Below are 19,551 nucleotides of genomic sequence, written 5' to 3' on the forward strand. Positions count from 1 at the left end.
CTTCGGATCCGGAAGGCCCCCGGTCCGGAGGGACCCCCGCCCCACTCCCCCTCGGCTCCCGGTCCCCCTCGCGGGAAGCTTCCCCTCACCCCACATCGAGACGGAGCAGGTCCTCCTCCGTCTCCCGGCGGACGATCACCCGGGTCTGCCCGTCCCCGACCGCGACCACCGGCGGGCGGAGGGCGTGGTTGTAGTTGCTGGCCATGGAGCGGCAGTACGCGCCGGTGGCCGGCACCGCGAGCAGATCGCCCGGCGCCACGTCCTCCGGCAGGAAGGCGTCCTTCACCACGATGTCGCCGCTCTCGCAGTGCTTGCCGACCACCCGGCTGAGCATCGGCCCGGCGTCGCTGGCCCGGGAGACCAGGGCGACCGTGTACTCGGCGTCGTAGAGCGCGGTACGGATGTTGTCGGACATGCCGCCGTCCACGCTGACGTACGTCCGCAGGCCCTCCAGCGGCTTCACCGTGCCCACCTCGTACAGCGTGAACGCGGTCGGGCCCACGATCGCGCGGCCGGGCTCCACCGAGATCCGCGGCGTCGCCAGCCCCGCCGCCTCGCACTCCCGGGAGACGATGTCGCGCAGCGCCTTGGCGATCTCGTGCGGCTCGCGGGGGTCGTCGTCCGGGGTGTACGCGATGCCGAGGCCGCCGCCGAGGTCGATCTCGGGCAGCTCGACGCCGTGCTCGTCGCGGACCTGGGCGAGGAGCTGGACGACCCGGCGGGCGGAGACCTCGAAGCCGGCCATGTCGAAGATCTGCGAGCCGATGTGCGAGTGGACGCCGATCAGCTCCAGGCCGTCCAGCGACAGCGCCCGGCGGACCGCCTCGGCCGCCTGGCCGCCGGCGAGCGCGATGCCGAACTTCTGGTCCTCGTGGGCGGTGGCGATGAACTCGTGGGTGTGCGCCTCGACCCCCACGGTGACCCGGATCTGCACCCGCTGCCGGACGCCCAGCGACTGGGCGGCGTGTGCGACCCGGACGATCTCCTGGAAGGAGTCGAGCACGATCCGCCCGACCCCGGTCTCCACGGCCCGCCGGATCTCCGCGTCGGACTTGTTGTTGCCGTGGAAGGCGATCCGCTCGGCGGGCATCCCGGCGTCGAGCGCGGTGGTCAGCTCGCCGCCGGAGCAGACGTCCAGGTTGAGCCCCTCCTCGGTGAGCCAGCGCACCACCGCGCGGGAGAGGAAGGCCTTGCCGGCGTAGAACACGTCGGCGTCCGGCCCGAACGCCTCCGCCCACGCCCGGCACCGGGCCCGGAAGTCCGACTCGTCCAGGATGTACGCCGGGGTGCCGAACTCCTCGGCGAGCCGGGTGACCTCGATCCCGCCGACCCGTACGACACCGTCGGCGCCGCGCTCCACGGTGCGGGCCCAGACCTTGCCGTCCAGGCCGTTGAGGTCGGTGGGCGGGGCCGAGTAGTGGCCTTCGGGGAACACATCGGCGTGGCGGGGACCGGCGGGGTGTGCGGAACGGCTCATGTCTCTCTCACAGGTTCACGTGTCACGAGGTCACAGAGGTCACAGAGGTCACAGAGGTCACAGGTGGACGGGTGCGCTGATGCCGAGCAGGGACAGGCCGCCGGCCAGCACCGTCCCGGCGGCTTCGGCGAGCGCGAGCCGGGCCCGGTGGGCGGCCGAGGGTTTCTCGTCCCCCCGGGGCAGCACGGTGTGCTGGAACCCCAGGAACGCGTCCGCCACGGCCTCCAGCTGCCGGGCCACCCGGTCCGGGGCCCGCAGCCGCGCGGCCCCCGCCAGCGTTTCCGGCCAGTCCCCGAGCGCCCGCAGCAGCCGGGCGTCCCCGTCCTCCCCCGGCTCGGCGCGCACCCCCAGCGCCTCGGCGTTCCCCAGCACCGCGCGGGTCCGGGCGTGGGCGTACCGGACGGTGAACAGCCCGTTGGCCTCCGTCTGCACCAGCAGCGGCGCGGGGTCCAGCGCCCGGTCGCGCCCGGCCGGCCGCAGCAGCGCCCAGCGCACCGCGTCCGCGCCGTACCGCCGTACGTCCGGATCGGCCGGCACCACCCGCAGCCGCTCCCCCCGGTCGGCCCGCACCTCCACCCGGGCCCCCTGCCCGCGCAGCAGCCGCGCCACGACCTCGGTCACCACCGCGGCCCGGGCCTCCCCGGGCTCCCGCAGCACGACCTCCGAGCCGCGCAGCCCGTCACCGCCACCGCCACCGACCCCGGCCGCCAGCGCCGCCCGGACCACCGAGGCGCCGCTGCCCCCGCCGAGCGTGAAGTTCAGAAACCCCGGCCCCGTGACATCCACCCGCTCGATGCCCGGTACGCCCGCCAGCCGGTCCCGCAGGATCTCCGCCACCCGCAGCGGCGGCAGCCCCACCGGCCCGGCGAGCCGCAGCGCCGCGTTGCTGGCCCAGTCGCCGCACCCGCCCGCGCGGGGCCGGCCGACCGTGATCCCGGACGGCGGCCCGGCCCCCTTCAGCGCTCCCTCGTCCATCGCACGCCGCACGGCGTCCTGGACGATCAGCGAGAGCTCGGCGGGGGTCACACGCCCAGCGTATGGGAGATCGGAGCCGCCCCCGCGACCGGTTCCGCGATGCGGTCACCCCGCCCGCCGCCCTACCGACAGGTCTGCTTCCCCGGCGGCGCCGGCGTCTCCCGCCGCAGCAGCTCCCGCACCACCCGCACCAGTTCCTCCGGCTCGAACGGCTTGGCCAGGAACGCGTCCACCCCGCTGACCCCCGCCTGCCCGCACCCGCTCACCATCGCCACCGGCAGATGGCTCGTCCGCGGGTCCTCCCGCAACCGCGCCGCCGTCCGCAGCCCGTCCAGCCGGGGCATGACCATGTCCAGCGTGATCACATCGGGCCGCACCCGGTGGACGACCTCCAGGCACTCGGCACCATCGGCCGCGGTCACCACCTCGAAGCCCTCCAGCTCAAGGTTGACCCTGATCAGCTGCCGGATGACCCTGTTGTCGTCCACAACGAGGACCCGGCCAAGGACGCCTGACACACCTCGAGCGTAGGACCCCGCCCCGCCCCGCGCCCCGGTTTTCCCCACTTCCACCCCCACGAGCGAGCACCCCCGCTCCCACCTCCCCGAACACCCGGTCACGGACACCCTCCCGGAGCTGGTAGTGTTCTACCCGTCGCCGCGAGAACGCAGCGAATGCCCCCGTAGCTCAGGGGATAGAGCAACGGCCTCCGGAGCCGTGTGCGCAGGTTCGAATCCTGCCGGGGGCACTCGCCAGACCACCTACGAAAATCCGTAGGTGCCCAGGGCGGATGTCTATGCGAGAGAGCGGGAGTCAGTCTCACTGACTCCCGCTCTTTCTCGTTGCCTCTCAGTATTCGCGACACACCTCCGACACATTCTCTAGAGCTTCGATGCTCGATCGTGGCCGCGCTGGGAATCGGGCCGGACCATCTGGACCGGTCGTGCGTGCTGGAGGCAATCAGCTTGGATCCAGGTGCCGTCCTCGCGGCCGTCACCATCGCCCAGATCCGCGGCGTGGTCGAGCGGTTGATCGCCGCTGGCCAGGAACAACGGAGATCCGGAGGGATCTCGACTTGCGCAGGCCAATCCCTTTGTGAACATCTGGTCCCGCGTTATGCACGGTCAGTCCGGTTGGTTAGCCGGCCGGCAACGCATTCACGGGTGTCGGCGCCCGTCAGCCGCTCGGTAGGCTCTCAGCCCTCGGCCGTGAGCGCGGCAGCGGTTGAGTGCACGAATGCGTCCGGATTGTCCAGCATGATGTTGTGCCCGCAATCGGGGATCGCGGCCACGCGCACACCGGCTTCCGCGAGTTCACCGGCACCGCTGAGCGGGCCGTCGGCCCGGGGGAACAGGAAGGCGCGCGGGATCCGCAGCCCCAACAGCAGCTCACGCATCGTGGGAGTGGTCCCACGGGCGAGGTGCACCGCGCTGCGGTGCAGGGCCTCACGGCCGGCTAGGCGCATCGTGGACCACCAGTGGGGGCCCGCCAGGTCGCTGATGTGCTGCCAGCCGCCCGCCAGGAACTCAAGCTCGGAGAGGGCGGCGATGCCGCTGCTCCCGGGGGCGCCGGGCACCGGCGTGACGGGGTCAAGGTTGGCGTCCACCAGGACCAGCCGGGACACCAAGTGGGGGTGACGGGTCGCCAGGACGATGGCGACGGAACCGCCCATGCTGTGCGCGATCACCTCCGCGCCGTAGACGCCCGCGCACGTCAGGGCGGCAGCCAGCGCGTCGGCGTGGGACTCGAGACGGTAGTCGAAGTCCGCGGGCCGGTCGCTGATGCCGTGACCCAGGAGATCGACGAGCAGCGACCGGTGACCCGCGAGAAGCGGATGAACAGCCGCTTCCGCGAAGTAGGCGGGTGAAGTGGCGCCCAGGCCGTGCACATAGACGCGGGCCGGCTCCTGCCCCGGCAGTTCCACCCAACGGATCTGGTCCCCTCCGGGCGTCACGGTGGCGTTACGCACTCTTCGCTCCCCTGCGGTCATCGCTGATCGGCAAGAGCGTAGCCACCGCCACCGGGGTAAGGGCGTGCCGGGGCTCTTCTCATCGCGAAGCCCGGAAGTCAGGCGGCCTTGGCGGACTCCGGGGCCGGATCGCTCGGCCGGGTGTCACGAGGAGCCTTGTTCCGGCCACGAGTGATCGCGGCCACAGCAGCGAGAATGAGCGCCGTTCCCGCGAGGTGGTGCCACGTCAGTTGCTCGTCCGCGAGAGTCGCGCCGAGCAGCAGCGCGATGACCGGGGTCACGAACGCGTACGCGGAGGTACGGGTGGGTCCCCATTCCCGTAGCAGGTACGTGTAGGCGGTGAAGCCCAGCACCGAGCCCACCAGCACCAAGTATCCCCAGCTGAGCCATGCCGGGCCCTCCTCCGGCAGCGGCTGCCGGAAGATCCGCTCCCCTTCGACGGCGACGGAGACGGGCAGCAGGATCAGGCCGCCCACGAGGTTCTCGAAGGCGGACATCAGGGCCGCGGGGTACCGGGACAGGACGTCGCCGCCGTAGACCCCCGCCCAGTCGTAAACGAGCGTGCCAACCACAATGGCCAGAGCGGCCACGATCTTCCGCGACGACCAGTCGCTGCCGCTCTGCCCGTACAGCAGGAGCACCACTCCGCACAGACCGATGCCTAGGGAGGTCCACTGGGTCCGTCCGATCACCTCACGGGTCATCGTGGCAGCGAAGAAGAACAGGCCGATCGGCACAAACCCCTGAACCAAGACGCCGGCCGTTCCCGAGTCGATGTACTGCTCGCCCCAGAAGATGAGGCCGAAGCAGACGCTGATCGCCCCTGCCGACATCACCGTCAGCGGTCGCAGGTCGCGGCGCGCGATCCGCTGCCAGCCGCCGAGCCACCGCGCGAGCAGGAGCAGGAGCAGACCCGCCACGATGAAGCGGGTCGCGGCGAACCACAGCGGAGGCATCGCGGTGACCCCGAATCGGATCGCCACCCAGGTGCTGCCCCACGCGACACAGAGAGTCGTGAAGACGGCCCAGGTGAACGCGGACGGCCGGCCGCGCGCCTCAGGCATGGGGGCCGCTCTTGCGCAACGCCAGCACCGTGGTGCTCCCGAAGGCGGCTGTGCGGCTGCTGAGGTCGGCAACGAGCGCGAACCCGTGCGCGCAGATCTCCTCGATGAGCTCGCTCGTCGGGCTCTCCTTGTACGGGACGAGGGGCAGCATGATGTCCGTGGTGCCGCCGTCCTCCAGCCGGATGCGGCGCGGGATGACGCGTCCGGGTATGACGGGGCCCACTGACTCGTAGTCGGGCACGGAGAAGAACCCGTCGAGCCACCGCTCACGGCAGTGCGCCACCAGGAACAGCCCGTCCGGTACGAGCAGCTCGTGCACCCGCCTCAGGTGGGCCGAGCGCAGGTCACTGTCCGGGAGCATGTGCAGGCATCCCATGTTGACGGCGAGGGCGAACCGGGCTCTGGGGAGGTCCGCCAGGACGCAGATGTCCCGTTCGAGGAAGGCGGCCGCGACCCCCGAGGCGGCGGCGCGCTCCCGAGCCTTGGTCAGTGCAGGACGGGCCACGTCGACGCCCACCACGTCGAACCCCCGGCCAGCCAGGTAGGTGGAGTCCCGCCCCTCGCCGCAGCCGAGGTCAATGACGGGGCACGGCTCGATGTCCAGCACGTCCAGCGCGTGTACGAGCGCGTCGTTGGGCTCGGGGGGTTCCCACAGGGGTGCTCCGGCGGCGTAGACGGTCGCGTAGCGGTCGGAGTAGCCGTAGTAGTAGTCACGCAGTGGAGGGATCGACTCGATCTCCGGAAGACGCTCGGGACACTCGATCAGCGCGTCCGGTGCGGCGGAGATCTCGACGACGACACAGGTCTCCGTTCCGGAGCTGGGCCTCAGGCCCGCCGATGCGCCCTGCTCCAGGCGGCGTGCCTGTCCTTCCCCGACCAACTCGGCAGGCGTCCCGCCGGCGAGGGGGATGAATTCCGCCCGGCCGGAGATCACTATGAGGAAGGCGTCGCCCTTCGCGGTGAGGCAGACCGGCCGGGTGACGCACCGCTTGGCGAGGGTCCGGCCGTCGGCAAGGCAGCGGCGGTCCTCGAGGCGGTGGAAGGAGTCGATGTCCACCGAGCCCTGGGTCAGCAGCATGGCGAGGGCCGGATCGTTGGTGCCGGGATCGAGGACAATCTCCAGCGAGACGGAGTGGTGCGGCTGGGTTCTCGCGGTCATCACATGGCCCCTTCGCCGGCGGTTGCACGGCTGAGCTTGATCCTGCGGACGAGCTGGCGCTGCTCGTCCGGCCACCAGGCGCCGCAGTCGTCACTGACCACACAGGCCGCGCACCGCTCCAGGTCGTAGACCCGCATGCCGGTGATCGGCGGCGCGTACAGGTGGAGGGTCACCGTCAGCCCGTCCGACGGGTTCTCCATGCTGTGGACCACGGAGCGGGGTGCGAAGTACCGTGAGCCGCACGGCTCCTCGCGCGTGAGGAACGGAACCGGTATGTCGTCCTGGTCCAGGGTGTACAAGGTGTGTCGGACCGTGCCCGACATGACGTTGATCCACCCGAACGACTGCCCGTGGTCGTGCGGAGCGCACGGGCGGCGCGCCGCCCAGTTCATGGCGAGGATCTCGATGTCCTGGGAGGCGTAGAGCTTCTTGCGTCCGTACGGGTACACGCCGGGATCACCGGCGTACGGAAGAATCTCGTCGAGCGAGGCGCCCACGTTCTCCCAGGCCTCCCGAAGTTGCTGCGGTGTCGGGCGAAGCAGGGTGTCGAACGCGCTGGAGATACGTTCCATCAGGTGCATGACGCAGCAACCTTCCGTGGTGGGTGACTAATCCGCGATGCCGCCGAAGGCGATGACACGGTCGACGGTGGCCCGGACCAAATACTCGCCCGGTACGGAGTTGCGGATCCCGTACCGTTCAGCGAGTTCCTCACCCATGTAGCGTCCGCCGATGCGGGTCGCCCAGTGCCTCAGCTCATGGGGGTCGTCCGTGAAGTGGGCGGTGCACTCCAGCATGACGTAGCCGTAAGGCGGTTCTTGGTCGTCAACACACAGCGCAACGGCAGGCGACCGGCGCAGCGCCTTCGCCTTCAGGGAGGCGTGCCAGGTGGTGAAGACGACCTGCGGCCGGCCGCCGGTGGTGTCGTCGAGGAGGAACCACACCGGGGTGACGTGCGGCCGTCCGTCCGCGCGCCGCGTCGCAAGCTTCGCCGTGCGGGTACCCCTCAGGACGAACGCGCGCCACTCGGCTTCTGACATGAGGTGCATGCAGACCTTGCTCCATACGGGGCTTTCACAGGGCGGCCGGGGGGCTGGGAAGGGTCACTGCTCCTCGGCGAGTTCATACATGCCGTCGCCGTCCAGGTAGTGGATGGTGCCGATGTCCCGCATCACGACCTCCTCCGTCTCGTGGAACAAGCGCACGAAGCCGACATAGGTGAAGTCGTCGACCGTGGGAACGACGGTGCCGCCGACCGGCACGAATTGCGACAGGTCGTGGAAGCTCTCCAGCTTCTCGATCTGGTCGAGGTACCGCATGGAATTCAGCGTGCCGGTCTTGGGCGAGACCAGCCCCACCGAGGCGAAGTACCGCTCGATCCGGTAGTCGTCCTCGCACCGCGCGTGGAACCGCTCTGGCCGTACGAAGGCGTCCACGGTCCAGTCGAACGGGGACTGGCCGGTCGCCTTCTGCACGTAGTGCGGGAGGTCGCCGCCGCTGATCCGGGCGCCCATCTCGATGAGCACCGGTCCCTCGGGGGTCAGCTTCAGCTCGATGTGGGAAGGGCCGTGCTGCACGCCGAGGGCGTCCAGGACCTCGAAGGCATAGGGAACAAGCTGGTCCTGGGCCTCACCACGGCGCGGCAGCAGGTACACGGAGTTACTGATGTCATGAACGCCATTCACGGAAATGCGCGTGGTGGCGATGATGTCGGTGACGTGGTGCCGGCCGTCCCGGCTGACGGTGTTGACCATGTACTCGCTGCCGTAGAGGTACTCCTGGGCCACGACCGCGTCATTGGTCTCGGAGAACAGGTCTTCGGACGCGGTGAGTTCATGGAAGGCGGCCGCGCTCTGCTCTGGGGTGTCACAGAACCTGACGCCGTTGTTGCCGGCGCTCCGCAGCGGCTTCACGACGATGCGGCCGCCGAAGTCACGGTGCCAATCCTCCAGTTCCCCGGCGCTCCTGGTGAGCAGCTGCCGGGCGCCTCGCAGGCCGGCGGCCTTGATGGTCTCGATCATGGAAAACTTGTTGCGGCGCGCGGCGCTCAGCTTGCTGCCGTTGGTGGGCAGGTTCATCGCCTCGCTGAGCCGGTCGGCGAACTCGACACCGAACTCGTGCCCGGCGAAGACGGCGGCTGGCTCGTACGCGCTGACGGCGCGTACCGTCTCGTCCAGGTCTCCGGTGTGAACGATGTTGTCGGCGTAGAGCGTGAGATCCAGCGAGTCCGCGAAGGCCGCCGGGGAATCCGGCGTGCTCTGGACGCGTACGCATTCGTAGCCGGCTTTCCGGAACTCTTCCGGGAAGAAGCGTGCTGTGCCGAATGCGTCGACCAGGACGACATAACGCTTGTTGGTCACCGGGATCCCCCTACTGGTTTCGTTATGTGAGAAGTCGGTAGTGATGTGCACGTCACGCGGAGGCGTTGGCCATGACCTGCGGCGGCTGATCCTCGGCGGCGCGCCGCCGGGCCAGTCGACTCTGTCCGAGGAGCGCGAGGACGGAAAGCGTGGCGCTTGTGAGTCCGACGACGGCGAAGGCCCAGACAGGGCCCTTCTCGTCCTGCACCGCGCCGGAAAGCGGGGCACCGATGCTGTTGCCGAGGGTGAGAGCCGTGCTGTAGCAGCCCATCACCACCCCGCGGGCCCCTGCCGGTGCCAGTTCGCTGGCGGCGCTCCCCGTCGCTGCGAAGGCAGGTGAGCACAGGGCCGCGGGCAGCACCATGGCGAGCGCGAGCAGACGCCAGTCATGGGTCGCGAATCCGCCGATGATGGTTGTCAGGCCGACGAGCCCGGTGATGACGGCGAAGCCGGGCGAGCGCTTCAGCGTGCCGTAGATCAGTGCACCGAACAGCGAGCAGAGGCCGCAGACTGTCAGCACCAGCCCTGCCCACTCGACCTGCCCCGAGTGTCGGAGCCCACCGACGATCGCCGACTCGTAACCCGCCGTGGCCAGCGTGGTGGCCGTGGTGGCCGCCAGCACCGGGAGGAGCGCGGGCGTGAACCAGTCCCGGAACTTCAGACGCCGCCCAGGGCCCCCGGTCGCGGTGCCCTTCGCGTCGCGCACCTGCGGGTTGAGCACCGCCAGGCCCACCCCGGTGAGGGCGATGACCAGGCCGAGGCCACGCATGGACGCGTCGCTGGAGACAGTAGTGGCGACGACCACACCGAGCGCCGGACCGGCCATGTACGAGATGTTGGACGTCATGGCGTCCAGGGCGAAGGCGGTGTGCCGCTGCTCCTCGGGGATGGCGACGGCGAGACGCAGGCGCAGGAGCGAGAACCCCGGAAGGTTCAGCAGCCCGCATCCGGCGGCGCCGACGACGAGCATCCCGTACGGCATGACGGGGCCGAAGCCCCAGAAGAGCACCTGGGCGGCGGCGCAGACCAGAAGGACGGGGCGCGCCCCGTACTTGTCCATCATTCGGCCCTGGACGGGGCCGCCGACGCCGACGCCGACGGCGTACGCCGCGATCACCATGCCCGCGGCGCCGAAGCCGAGACCGAGGCCGAGGACGACGCCGAGGTTGAGCACAACGGGGATCGCAACGATGGCGATCTTCGAGAGGGTCCCCAGCATCATGAGCGGGGTGATGCCCGGGCGGGTGAGTACCTTGCGGTATCCGTCCATCCACATGTCAGTTCCCCGCGCCCTTCGCAGAGACGTCCGCGACGCCGACCACCCGGGAGATCTGTGCCAAGAGGGCGGGGTCGGTGAATTCGTGCCGCTGCTGGAGCGAGGCCAGTCGGGCGGGGAGTGTGTCCCGGTCGCCGAGTTCGCAGGTGATGATCATGTTGGGGTACTCGGTCTCGTCGATGGTGAGCGTCTGCGTCCGAACGACGTCGAGCTCCTGGGTGACGTCCCGTACGAACGCGGGGGACAGCTCCCGGACCGGGAACTGCAGGCACACACGCTCCACGGCCGGCTCACGGTGTATCCCGGCCGGCCAGGTCCCGTTCAGGATGGAGAGCAGGCAGTCGTAGGTGTTGACCCCGGAGGCGGCGACGCACGGCACGGTCGTCCCGGTGACGCGTGGGTTGATCTCCAGGATCTGGTAGATGCCGTTCTCGTAGATCATGTCCAGGCCGATGGCGCCCTCGATGTCGAGCTGCCGGGACAGCCGCTTCAGCTTCTCGGCCAGCGGGGCGAAGGCCCTGTCCTCGGCCTCGCGCGGTGTCACATAGCGCAGGCGGCCGAAGTTGAACACCGGACCGGCCTCCGCCGGGCCCTGCCACACGACCGGCTGGACCAAGTAGTGTCCCTGGGCACCGACCACCTCCACCGAGCAGATCTCGCCGGTCGCACACTTTTCCAGGATGAAATTGCCGTGGTGTGGCTGCGCCAAGTGCGCCAGCAGTTCCGTCTCGTCGGAGAGGGCGACCATGCCGACGCCCATACAGTCCCACAGCGGTTTGCTGATGACGGGATAACCGATGTCGGCGACCTGGAGGAGAATCGAGTCGACGTAGGCCGGTATCGCCAGTCCGCGCCCGGCCAGGACGTCGTTGTCGACCAGCACTCCAGGCGGGGTGTCGAATCCGTGCCGGTCGAGCAGTGCCTTGGTGTCCCACTTGTTCGCCGCGAGGCTCGTGGCGCCAAGGGTGTGGCCGACCATCGCGATGTCCACAGTCTTAAGTAGGCGCTTCACCACCGCGTCACGCAGGGCGTTCTCGTCGGCGATGGACAGAGAGACCACACCGTCCGCGCCCCACTCGATCACCTTCTTGGCGAGGTCGCCAGCGGATATGTCACCCGGCACCTTCTCGGATTCCCCGGGAAAGTCATCCGGCCCGCAGATCCCGTCCGTGTAGAAGAGCTTGGGCTCGATTCCCTCTCTCTCAAATCGCGACCCGAGAGTCTGTAGGAACGGCCTGGTCTGCTGAATCTCAATGGAACGCAAAAACGCAACCTTGCGCATTTCTCAACCCTTTCGGGGACCGCGGCCATTCAAAAGGGCCGTGCCGTGGAGCGCGATGGGCCGACTCTGGCAGCAGCCCGTACCCCGACGGAAGAGATACTTGGTGTCCTAAGGCGGTCCGGCCGGAAGAGGTAGGCGACAAATGGCACAAGAACGGGCAGAAGGCGGCGTTGTGGTGCCGCCCCTCGGGCCGCACTCTTTGTCCCTCTATGAGTGGGTTCTGCGGAAGGGTGCGGTGCTGGACGTCCACGAGGCCGAGACAGAACTGGACCTGCCGGCGGGCGCGGTCCGCGACGCGCTGAACAACCTCCGGCACTTCGGGCTGCTTCTGCCCGCGAGTGAGGGCGGGGAGCTCATTCCGGTCGATCCCACCGTCGCCGAAATGACCATTCGCGCGCCACTGGAGCGGGAGATCCGCGAGCGGCAGCAGGAACTCGCCTCGCTGCACAGACAGTTGCGCCCTCTGGCGTTGCTCTTCGCGGAGAGCACTCGCAGCGGACGGCGCCCCGAGGGCATACGTGTCATCCATGAGGCCGCTGAGGTACGACAGGAGCTGTCCCTGATGACCCGCCTGTGCACTCAGGAAATGGTGAGCATGCAGCCGGGTGGCGGTCGCAATGCCGACACGCTCCACAGCATCGTGGCGGAGAGCCTCGCCATGCTGGAGCGCGGCGTGGCGCTGCGCACCCTGTACCAGCACACCGCACGTGCCAGCCTGACAACGCGGACGTACGTCCGGGCAGTGTCAGGCGCAGGTGGTGAAATCCGTACAGCCGCCGAGGTTTTCGACCGAATCGTCATCTTCGACCGCGAGACGGCGTTCGTACCGCAGTCCCGCTCGCCCGGCAGACCCCCGGGGGCATCGGTCGTCACCGACCCGACGGTCGTGGGCTTCCTGTACCGGATGTTCGAGGGCATGTGGCAATCGGGGCGGGTATTCGACGCCCAGGAGGAGGAGCAGCAGCGGCCCACCGACGAGCTGCAGGTCACCATTCTGCGACTGATGGCGGCTGGCCTCAAAGACGACGTGATCTCCCAGCGACTAGGCATGGCGCCCCGCACCCTGCGCCGGCACATGAAGAGCATCATGGACGAGCTGGACGCGGAGAGCAGGTTCCAAGTCGGATATCGCATATGGAAATTGGGCCTCCGCTTGGACAGCGGCAGCGAGGAGTGAGATTCGAAAATATGCTCGATAACTGGCCATGTGAATGAGCTACACTCCCCACTTTGCGATCGTCAGCTCAGAGGAGTCGACTGTGTACACAGCGAGGCCAGGCGCGGTGAGACCCACCGCAGAGGCACGTGCGACGTACGTCAACCTGGTCCGCAAGGAACTGGACCGCGAGGACGCACCGGAGAACTCCGGCACTCGTGCGGACGGTGTCACGGACCCGCACCTACTCAGAGAGCTCCTGGAGATGGGGATGGTGCGCGAAGACGCGTCCGGCGTCGAGAAGGTGGCCGCCGTGGACCCCGCCACCGTGGAGGCGCGGATTGGGGCGATGCTCCGCTCCGAGGCGCTGACCTTGCTGGAGGAGGCACACAACCTGTCGAACATGCTGCGGCCCCTGATCCAGGAGTCGGGTCGCGGCTCCGGCACAATGAGCACGGAGCGCCTCGTCAGAATTGAGGGCAAGGCCGCGATCAACGCGATCATCAGTGAGTCCGTGGAACGGTGCACGGAGGAGCTGTTCACCGCACAGCCAGGCGGCGGACGGCCCAAGGCGACGCTGGAGACCGTGCGTCATCAGACCGCTGCACTGCTCGACCGGGGGGTGCAAGTAAGAACGCTCTACCAGCACACAGCCTGGCACGACGGGCCAACGCGTGCGTTTGTAGCCGAAATGACGTCCTACGGTGCGGAGTTCCGTACCGTCGATGAGCTTCTGGACCGGGCCATCATCATCGATCGCCGTCTCGCGTTCATCCCTGCCGACAGTGAGAGAGACCAGGCCATCGCGATCAAGGAACCTGCCGTGGTCCGCTTCCTCGTGGGGGTTTTCGAGCGCAACTGGTTCAGAGCCAGGCCGTTCAAGGGATCGCGCAGTCCGGACGAGTCGAGCAGTATCAGCTCCGTCCTGAGAGAGACGATCATCAAGTGTCTCATCGACGGGGAAAGCGACAAGGCGATCGCCAAGAGAATAGGGCTCAGCACCCGCGCGTACGCCTCGCACCTCGCCAAGCTCAAGGAAGAGCTCAGGGTGGAGACACGCTTCCAACTCGGCTACAAGCTGGGCCGCTCGGTGGGCAGCTGTTCATGCGACAACGAGGACGCGGCGGGGCGTGAGGCGACCTGACGGTAGCCTCATGCCGCCTACGGTGAGCAGTGTGCGTGCTTAGGACGACGACACCCTGCTCGCCTTCGGCTCGTCTTCCCACTCCGCGTCGTGCAGCCGCCCGGCTCCCCCCGCGGCCGGTAGGTGGCCCACCGGGACCGGCTCGGCGGCGGGCCTGCGGTCCCGGGCGGGCGCGACCCGTCCGCCGGCCAGGGCGAGCACGTGGTAGCCGACGAGTGTGGCTACGGTGCCCAGGGCGATGCCGCTGATCGAGAAGCTCCCCATCGTGAGGGAGACACCGCCGATGCCCAGAACGCAACCCGCCGCTATGGGCACCAGGTTCACCGGGTCCGCGAGGTCCACCGACGCCTTGATCCAGATCTTGGCGCCGAGCAGTCCGATCATCCCGTACAGCACGACGGTTATGCCGCCGAGGACCCCACCGGGAGTGGCCGCGACGATCGCGCCGAACTTTGGGCAAAGCCCAAAGGCCAGGGCCGTGGCGGCGGCCATCCAGTAGGCGGCGGTGGAGTAGACCCGGGTGGCGGCCATGACCCCGATGTTCTCTGCGTACGTGGTTGTCGGGGCGCCCCCGACCGCGGTGGAGGCCGCTGTGGCCAGGCCATCGGCGAACACGGCACGGCCAAGTACCGGGTCGAGGTCACGGCCTGTCATCTCCGCCACCGCCTTGACGTGGCCGGTGTTCTCCGCGACCAGGGCGATCACGCCCGGCAGGACGAGCAGGGCGGCGGAGGCGCTGAACGAGGGGGCGTGCAGCGAGGGCAGGCCGAACCACTCGGCGGACGCGACGTCCTGGAGCTGCACCCGGAAGTGGCTGCTCACCGCCCCGGTCGGCCCAGGCGCCGTGATGGGACCCGCCACCCGGTCCAGAATCCAGGAGAGCGCGTAACCGAAGACCAGCCCGACGAATACCGCGAGTCTGCTCCAGAATCCGCGCAACAGCACACCCGTCGCGACGACCACGCACATGGTGGCGAGTGCCACCCACTGGTCCTGGGGCCAGTAGATGGTGGCGACCACGGGTGCCAGGCTGAGCCCGATGAGCAGGACGACGGCGCCCGACACGGCGGGCGGGAACGCCTTGTTGACGAGGTCTGGCCCGAGGTAGTGAATCAGTAGGCCGACCAACGCCAGCACCAGTCCGGCAACCAGCAGAGCGCCGGTGACCGTGGACGTGCTGCCGCCGGCGTCCCGGATCGCGACGACCGCGCCGACGAAGGACGCGCTTGTGCCGAGGTAGCTGGGGATCCTGCCCTGAACGACGAGCAGGAAGAGGACCGTCGAGAACCCGGACATCAGGATGGCCAGGTTCGGGTCGAGTCCCATGATGACGGGGAAGACGAACGTCGCTCCGAACATGGCCACGACGTGCTGCGCCCCCAGGCCCGCTGTCCGCAGCCAGGAGAGCCGCTCCTCTGGCATCACGGCGGCTCCCGGCCGTGGCACCCTGCCGTCGCCGTGGAGCCGCCAGCCGACGCCGATGAGCCCCCGTATGCGGGAGCGCGTACTTTCCATGGTTCCTCCGGTGGTGAGGTGTGCCGCCGAGTCCGGCGGAGCGCCCGCCGGGATCCGGGCCACGAGCGCGCTCTCACGCCTCCACGTGGCTGGAGATGCCCTCCACGGCGCGGTCGGCGTACGCGTCGGCCTGGGGCGGGGTCGCCGCCACGACGATGAGGTGGCCGAGGCGGGTGTGTGTCACATACGTGTCACCCACGAGCTCGCCCGGCTCCGCGCAGGAGCGGACGGCTATCACGTGAGGGCTCACGGAGAGGCCGGTCAGCTCGTGGAAGACACCGTGGTGCACCGTGCTGATGAAGCGGACGGCGGCGGCCTCTCTGCGCGCGGGCCGGATGTCAGGAGGCTGTCCCAAGGTGGCCTGGAGATACGTCCGGGCGACGTTCACTCCGGTCGCGTGTTCGATCATCTCCATGGTGGCGCCGTCCGGTGGTCCGGCCCCGACCTGGATGAGCTTGGACCCCTCGGATGTGAACGCCAGGTTGGTGTGTGCGATGCCATCACGCAGTCCCAGCACCTCCAGCCCGAGGCTCACCGCCGCGAGGATTGCTGCCTCGGTGTACGCCTCGACACCGGCAGGGACGGTCCGTCCGGTCACCTCGCGGACCGGTCCCCCGGTGGTGACTCCGGATGACCGCAACGTGTTCGGGCCTGCCGCCGTGCAGGACGGTCACGACGATGTACTCGGGTCCCTCCAGGTACTCCTGGATGAGAGCCACCGGGTGGCACGGGCCGCCGCACCCCGATGCGCGTGAGGACATCAGGGCCCGCCGGACGGCGCCGGGCAGCACGACGCGAGACGCCACCACGCTCATGCCCGCGGCGTCCGGACCGTTGGCGGGTGTGACGACGAGGACCCCTCCAGTTCTGCCGCGCGCACCTGTTCGTCGGCCGTCTCGGGGGAGCCGATGACCAGGGTGAACGGGCTGGGTACCCCGTTCTCGCGAAACGCCTGCGCCATATGCCACCTGTTGCAGGCGGCGCTGGCCCGGTCGGGGTCGTGGCCCGGCAGACGCAGCCGGGCGCTCAGCGCGGCGGCGGTGGGCGACAGGGAATCCCTGCTCACCGCCACCGCACCGATGCCTTCCCGGAGGTAATACGCGGCGAGGTGGTCGACGGCGCACTCAGGGATGTGGAAGTCGGTAAAGACGACACCGGAGAGCTGCTTGCGCAGCCGGTCACCGCACTGCTCGTACAGCGCCCGGGTGGTCGCGACATGGAGCCCGACCCCCAGCTGGCGGGCCGCTCGGACCCGTTGCTCAGCCGCGAGCCCTTCCGCACCCAGAAGCAGGACTGCCGTGCCCATGTTGTCCCCTCGCCCTCACCGATGTCATGCGTGATCGCCGAGCGAGTCACGTCATCACCCGCCGTAGGCTCTGCCGAACTTGCCGACGATGTAGTCGCCCGAGCGGACCGGCGCGTGCCGCGGCGGATTGTCCGGTCCGGTGCACGTGGGGATGCATTCGATGAGAGCGTCGTACGCGGGCTGATGGAAGAAGGGCACCGAGTACCGTTCCGTGCCGGCCAGCGCCCGCGGCGGATTCACGACGCGGTGTACGGTGCTCACCCAGCGGTTGTTGGTCCAGATCGCCATCAAGTCGCCGATGTTCACGACGAACGATCCCTCGATGTACGGCACGTCGAGCCACTGCCCCGACTTGTCCTGCACCTGCAGGCCGCCGGGGCCCTCGTCCTGATAGAGGATGGTCAGGCTGCCCCAGTCGCTGTGCACGCCCTTGCGCAGCTGGCCCGGGGCGGGGGGTATCGACTGGCGCGGGTAGTAGTTCGCCGTCAGGTTGGTCATGTGCCGGCGGATCTTCTCCTCGAACCAGTCCTCCGGCAGCTCCAGGGCCAGCGCGAACAGCCGCATAATGTCCGCCGCCAACACCTCCATGGCCGCGTAATAGGAGCGGTACGCCTCGGCGAACCCGGGGTCCACGGGCCACTTGTTGGGGGTAGCCAGGGCGGGATCTGCTTCCGCCGGGAGCATCCGGGGCCCGTCCGGCTCGCCCAGCCTGTTGACCGTAAAGGTCTCCGATATGTCGGGCAGCGCCCGCTCCCGCTCGACCAGGGCGTCCGCGTTGGACGCGGCGAGACTGCCCTTACGACCGAAGCCGCGCATCAGCGGATCGGCGGGATCCGCGAGGAGGTCAGCCTTCTTCTCGATCGGCAGCGCGAAGAACTCCCGAGTGGCTCGGTACATCTCCGAGATCGTGTGCTCCGGAACCCCGTGGCCCACGATCACCAGAAATCCGCTGGTACGGCAGACCTCGTCGATCACAGTGGCCAGCCGGCGGTCCGCCGCTTCCGACGACCGCGCGGACGATAGGTCGATGACCGGGACGTAACCGTCGACGACGGTGACTTCCGCGGCTTCCCCAACCGCACTGTCCAGATTCAGACTCACGCTCAACACCTGCTTTCGCTTCGGGCCCAGCGCGGCGGCGGGGGTTCCCAGTCCCGTACGAGCTGGAAGAATTCGTCCGCGTCACCCACGGGCGCGAGGGTGTTGACCTCCTGCTCACGGAGGAATCCGCTGGCGGACATGCGGGCGTTCATCCGCACCAGGAGGTCCCAATAGCCCTCGACATTCAGCAGCGCCATGGGCTTGGTGTGGTGGCCGAGGACCAGCCACGCCCATGCCTCGAGGATCTCCTCGGCCGTGCCCACTCCGCCCGGCAGAGCCACGAAGGCGTCCGCCAGGTCGGCCATCATCTGCTTGCGCTGGTGCATGGTGTCGACGATGTGCAGTCGGGTCAGCCCCCGGTGGGCGACCTCCGCGTCGACAAGATGCTTGGGCATTACTCCGGTAACGCTGCCGCCGGCCGCCAGGGCGGAGTCAGCGACGACGCCCATGAGTCCGGCGGCTCCCCCGCCGTAGACGATCTCGTGACCGCCGGCGACCAGTTCCTTGGCGAAGGCGTTCGCCGCCTCCTGATAGACCGGCCGGTTCCCCAGTGCCGATCCCGCGTAAAGGGTGACGCGCATAATGTGGTCCTCCGGCCGGTCAGGGGCTCACGCGTCCGAACTTCTCGAAAGCCTCGTGGGTCAGCGGCATCAGCCGGGCGAACTGCGCCTCCATCTGCTCGGCCACCAGCTCGATCTCCCGCTGCGGGTGGGACACATAGGTGGCGTCGGCGCGGTTGGTGCGCAGCCCGAGGAAGTGCATGAGCGAGCGGGCGTTGCAGGTCGCGTACACCGTGGAGTACGTGGCCACGGGCAGCACCACACGGGCGAGTTCGCGGGCGATTCCGGCGTCCAGCATGCGCTGGTACTCGCAGAAAGCGGCGCGGTAAGCCTGGCTGGTGGCCTCGCTGACCAGTTCGTAGTCCTGTTCGCTACCCGGCACGTACTGATAGTGGCCGGGCTTTCCCACCTGCTTCAGCGCTCGGTCGCGATCCGGTACGTAAAATACGCTCTCAAGGTCCTTGTAGCGCGCGCTTTCCTCGTTGAAGGACCACATCCGGTGGCGCATCATATGGCGGATCGTAAAGATCGGTGCGTGCACGAGGAACGTCATCGAATTGTGCTCGAAGGGGCTGCCGTGACGGCTCCGCATCAAATAGCGGATGAGCCCCCCGATGTACTCGTCGCCTCGTTCCTCGCGATGCGCCTCCTCGCCGGCGGTCGAGACACGTGCCGCCCGAACCACCCCGAGGTCCGAAGCTGTGTGGTCGACGAGCTCCACGCTGATATGGCTGCGCAGCTCGATCTCCGGGCCGAGGACCGTCGACTCGATGGTCTCGCTCTCAATGGACGGGCTGATCGTCATCGTTCATACCTCCGCTGGATTGGCGTAAGTTCGTTGGTCGGCCGGTGGGCCGGAGCTCAGTCCCAGCCGTGGTCGTTCAGCGGGTACTCCGCAGTGGCCACGGTCGCGCTTGCAACGGCTGTGGAAGGACTGGCCGACTGGACATCGGCGATGGCGATGGCGCCTACGACGGCGGCGATGACGACGGCTCGCATAGTGCGGCAATCAGTCGAGATGGATGTCTGAAAACCGATGTTCTTCATTTCCCCCGTGCCCCCGTATGACTCTCTGTGGCGGGTTCCCGCTCACAGCTCCCATTCTTCAGAAGCAAGGGGTGCGCTGTAGGATCAGACTTGTGCACTGCAGAAGTACGAACCTGATCACAGGTTCGAGGGCTGCCAGAGCAAGGACCCCCTGCTTGGG

General features: G+C 68.7%; 20 protein-coding genes and 1 tRNA gene. 3 read left to right on the forward strand and 18 right to left on the reverse strand.

Annotation, left to right across the window (positions count from 1 at the left end; genetic code table 11):
* Nucleotides 1-85 precede the first annotated feature (85 nt).
* The 3 genes from lysA to NX801_RS00900 all read right to left on the reverse strand — a co-directional run bounded on the left by lysA (nt 86) and on the right by NX801_RS00900 (nt 2,970).
* Nucleotides 86-1,477, reverse strand: a complete 1,392-nt coding sequence (lysA, locus tag NX801_RS00890) for a diaminopimelate decarboxylase (protein WP_258784775.1) — start codon at nt 1,475-1,477, stop codon at nt 86-88.
* A 57-nt stretch (nt 1,478-1,534) separates the two neighbouring features.
* The gene (gene nrtL, locus NX801_RS00895) at nt 1,535-2,503 is read right to left on the reverse strand and encodes an ArgS-related anticodon-binding protein NrtL (protein WP_258784776.1); all 969 of its coding nucleotides are present in this window, start codon (nt 2,501-2,503) and stop codon (nt 1,535-1,537) included.
* Between the two features lie 71 nt (nt 2,504-2,574).
* Nucleotides 2,575-2,970 carry a response regulator gene (locus tag NX801_RS00900; RefSeq protein WP_258784777.1) on the reverse strand — a complete coding sequence of 132 codons (396 nt, stop codon included), beginning with the start codon at nt 2,968-2,970 and terminating at the stop codon, nt 2,575-2,577.
* A gap of 158 nt (nt 2,971-3,128) precedes the next feature.
* Between NX801_RS00900 and NX801_RS00905 the strand changes: the two genes are divergently transcribed.
* Nucleotides 3,129-3,200 (forward strand) — tRNA-Arg (locus tag NX801_RS00905).
* A gap of 447 nt (nt 3,201-3,647) precedes the next feature.
* On the opposite strand, the gene NX801_RS00910 is transcribed toward NX801_RS00905, so the two are convergent.
* The 8 genes from NX801_RS00910 to NX801_RS00945 all read right to left on the reverse strand — a co-directional run bounded on the left by NX801_RS00910 (nt 3,648) and on the right by NX801_RS00945 (nt 11,403).
* Nucleotides 3,648-4,421 carry an alpha/beta fold hydrolase gene (locus NX801_RS00910; RefSeq protein WP_258784778.1) on the reverse strand — a complete coding sequence of 258 codons (774 nt, stop codon included), beginning with the start codon at nt 4,419-4,421 and terminating at the stop codon, nt 3,648-3,650.
* Nucleotides 4,422-4,519: 98 nt separating this feature from the next.
* Nucleotides 4,520-5,485 carry a DMT family transporter gene (locus NX801_RS00915; protein WP_258784779.1) on the reverse strand — a complete coding sequence of 322 codons (966 nt, stop codon included), beginning with the start codon at nt 5,483-5,485 and terminating at the stop codon, nt 4,520-4,522.
* Entirely contained in the window at nt 5,478-6,644 is a 1,167-nt protein-coding gene (locus NX801_RS00920) for a class I SAM-dependent methyltransferase (protein ID WP_258784780.1), read from the reverse strand. Before NX801_RS00920 ends, NX801_RS00915 begins: the two co-directional genes overlap by 8 nt.
* Complete coding sequence (locus tag NX801_RS00925) at nt 6,644-7,225, reverse strand: cysteine dioxygenase (protein ID WP_258784781.1); 582 nt, start codon at nt 7,223-7,225, stop codon at nt 6,644-6,646. Before NX801_RS00925 ends, NX801_RS00920 begins: the two co-directional genes overlap by 1 nt.
* 27 nt (nt 7,226-7,252) lie before the next feature.
* Complete coding sequence (locus tag NX801_RS00930; protein WP_428986029.1) at nt 7,253-7,693, reverse strand: PPOX class F420-dependent oxidoreductase; 441 nt, start codon at nt 7,691-7,693, stop codon at nt 7,253-7,255.
* 54 nt (nt 7,694-7,747) lie between these two features.
* Nucleotides 7,748-9,004 carry an ATP-grasp domain-containing protein gene (locus NX801_RS00935; protein ID WP_258784782.1) on the reverse strand — a complete coding sequence of 419 codons (1,257 nt, stop codon included), beginning with the start codon at nt 9,002-9,004 and terminating at the stop codon, nt 7,748-7,750.
* 52 nt (nt 9,005-9,056) lie between these two features.
* On the reverse strand, nt 9,057-10,274 hold the full coding sequence (locus NX801_RS00940) for an MFS transporter (protein ID WP_258784783.1): 1,218 nt from the start codon (nt 10,272-10,274) through the stop codon (nt 9,057-9,059).
* 7 nt (nt 10,275-10,281) lie between these two features.
* Nucleotides 10,282-11,403, reverse strand: a complete 1,122-nt coding sequence (locus NX801_RS00945) for an ATP-grasp domain-containing protein (protein WP_258784784.1) — start codon at nt 11,401-11,403, stop codon at nt 10,282-10,284.
* A 301-nt stretch (nt 11,404-11,704) separates the two neighbouring features.
* Between NX801_RS00945 and NX801_RS00950 the strand changes: the two genes are divergently transcribed.
* Together NX801_RS00950 and NX801_RS00955 are read left to right on the forward strand one after the other, a co-directional pair.
* Nucleotides 11,705-12,739, forward strand: a complete 1,035-nt coding sequence (locus NX801_RS00950) for a LuxR C-terminal-related transcriptional regulator (RefSeq protein WP_258784785.1) — start codon at nt 11,705-11,707, stop codon at nt 12,737-12,739.
* A gap of 34 nt (nt 12,740-12,773) precedes the next feature.
* Nucleotides 12,774-13,862, forward strand: coding sequence for a hypothetical protein (locus NX801_RS00955; protein ID WP_258784786.1), 1,089 nt, complete (start codon nt 12,774-12,776; stop codon nt 13,860-13,862).
* A gap of 39 nt (nt 13,863-13,901) precedes the next feature.
* Here the strand turns inward: NX801_RS00955 and NX801_RS00960 are convergent, their stop codons facing one another.
* The 7 genes from NX801_RS00960 to NX801_RS00990 form a co-directional block, all read right to left on the reverse strand.
* Nucleotides 13,902-15,377, reverse strand: a complete 1,476-nt coding sequence (locus NX801_RS00960) for a uracil-xanthine permease family protein (RefSeq protein WP_258784787.1) — start codon at nt 15,375-15,377, stop codon at nt 13,902-13,904.
* A 73-nt stretch (nt 15,378-15,450) separates the two neighbouring features.
* A complete protein-coding gene (locus tag NX801_RS00965) occupies nt 15,451-15,975 on the reverse strand; it encodes a hypothetical protein (RefSeq protein WP_258784788.1) in 525 nt (174 codons plus the stop codon).
* Between the two features lie 213 nt (nt 15,976-16,188).
* On the reverse strand, nt 16,189-16,683 hold the full coding sequence (locus NX801_RS00970; RefSeq protein WP_258784789.1) for an ATP-grasp domain-containing protein: 495 nt from the start codon (nt 16,681-16,683) through the stop codon (nt 16,189-16,191).
* A gap of 54 nt (nt 16,684-16,737) precedes the next feature.
* Nucleotides 16,738-17,793: an isopenicillin N synthase family dioxygenase gene (locus NX801_RS00975; protein WP_309505755.1), complete on the reverse strand. Its 1,056-nt coding sequence runs from the start codon at nt 17,791-17,793 to the stop codon at nt 16,738-16,740.
* Nucleotides 17,787-18,365 (reverse strand): LOG family protein, encoded by a 579-nt coding sequence (locus NX801_RS00980; protein ID WP_258784791.1) that lies wholly within the window; start codon nt 18,363-18,365, stop codon nt 17,787-17,789. Before NX801_RS00980 ends, NX801_RS00975 begins: the two co-directional genes overlap by 7 nt.
* Before the next feature lie 19 nt (nt 18,366-18,384).
* The gene (gene thyX, locus NX801_RS00985; RefSeq protein WP_258784792.1) at nt 18,385-19,149 is read right to left on the reverse strand and encodes an FAD-dependent thymidylate synthase; all 765 of its coding nucleotides are present in this window, start codon (nt 19,147-19,149) and stop codon (nt 18,385-18,387) included.
* Nucleotides 19,150-19,205: 56 nt separating this feature from the next.
* The gene (locus NX801_RS00990; RefSeq protein WP_258784793.1) at nt 19,206-19,391 is read right to left on the reverse strand and encodes a hypothetical protein; all 186 of its coding nucleotides are present in this window, start codon (nt 19,389-19,391) and stop codon (nt 19,206-19,208) included.
* Between the last annotated feature and the right edge of the window lie 160 nt (nt 19,392-19,551).

This window comes from Streptomyces pyxinae (assembly GCF_024756275.1).
GTDB classification, from domain to species: domain Bacteria; phylum Actinomycetota; class Actinomycetes; order Streptomycetales; family Streptomycetaceae; genus Streptomyces; species Streptomyces pyxinae.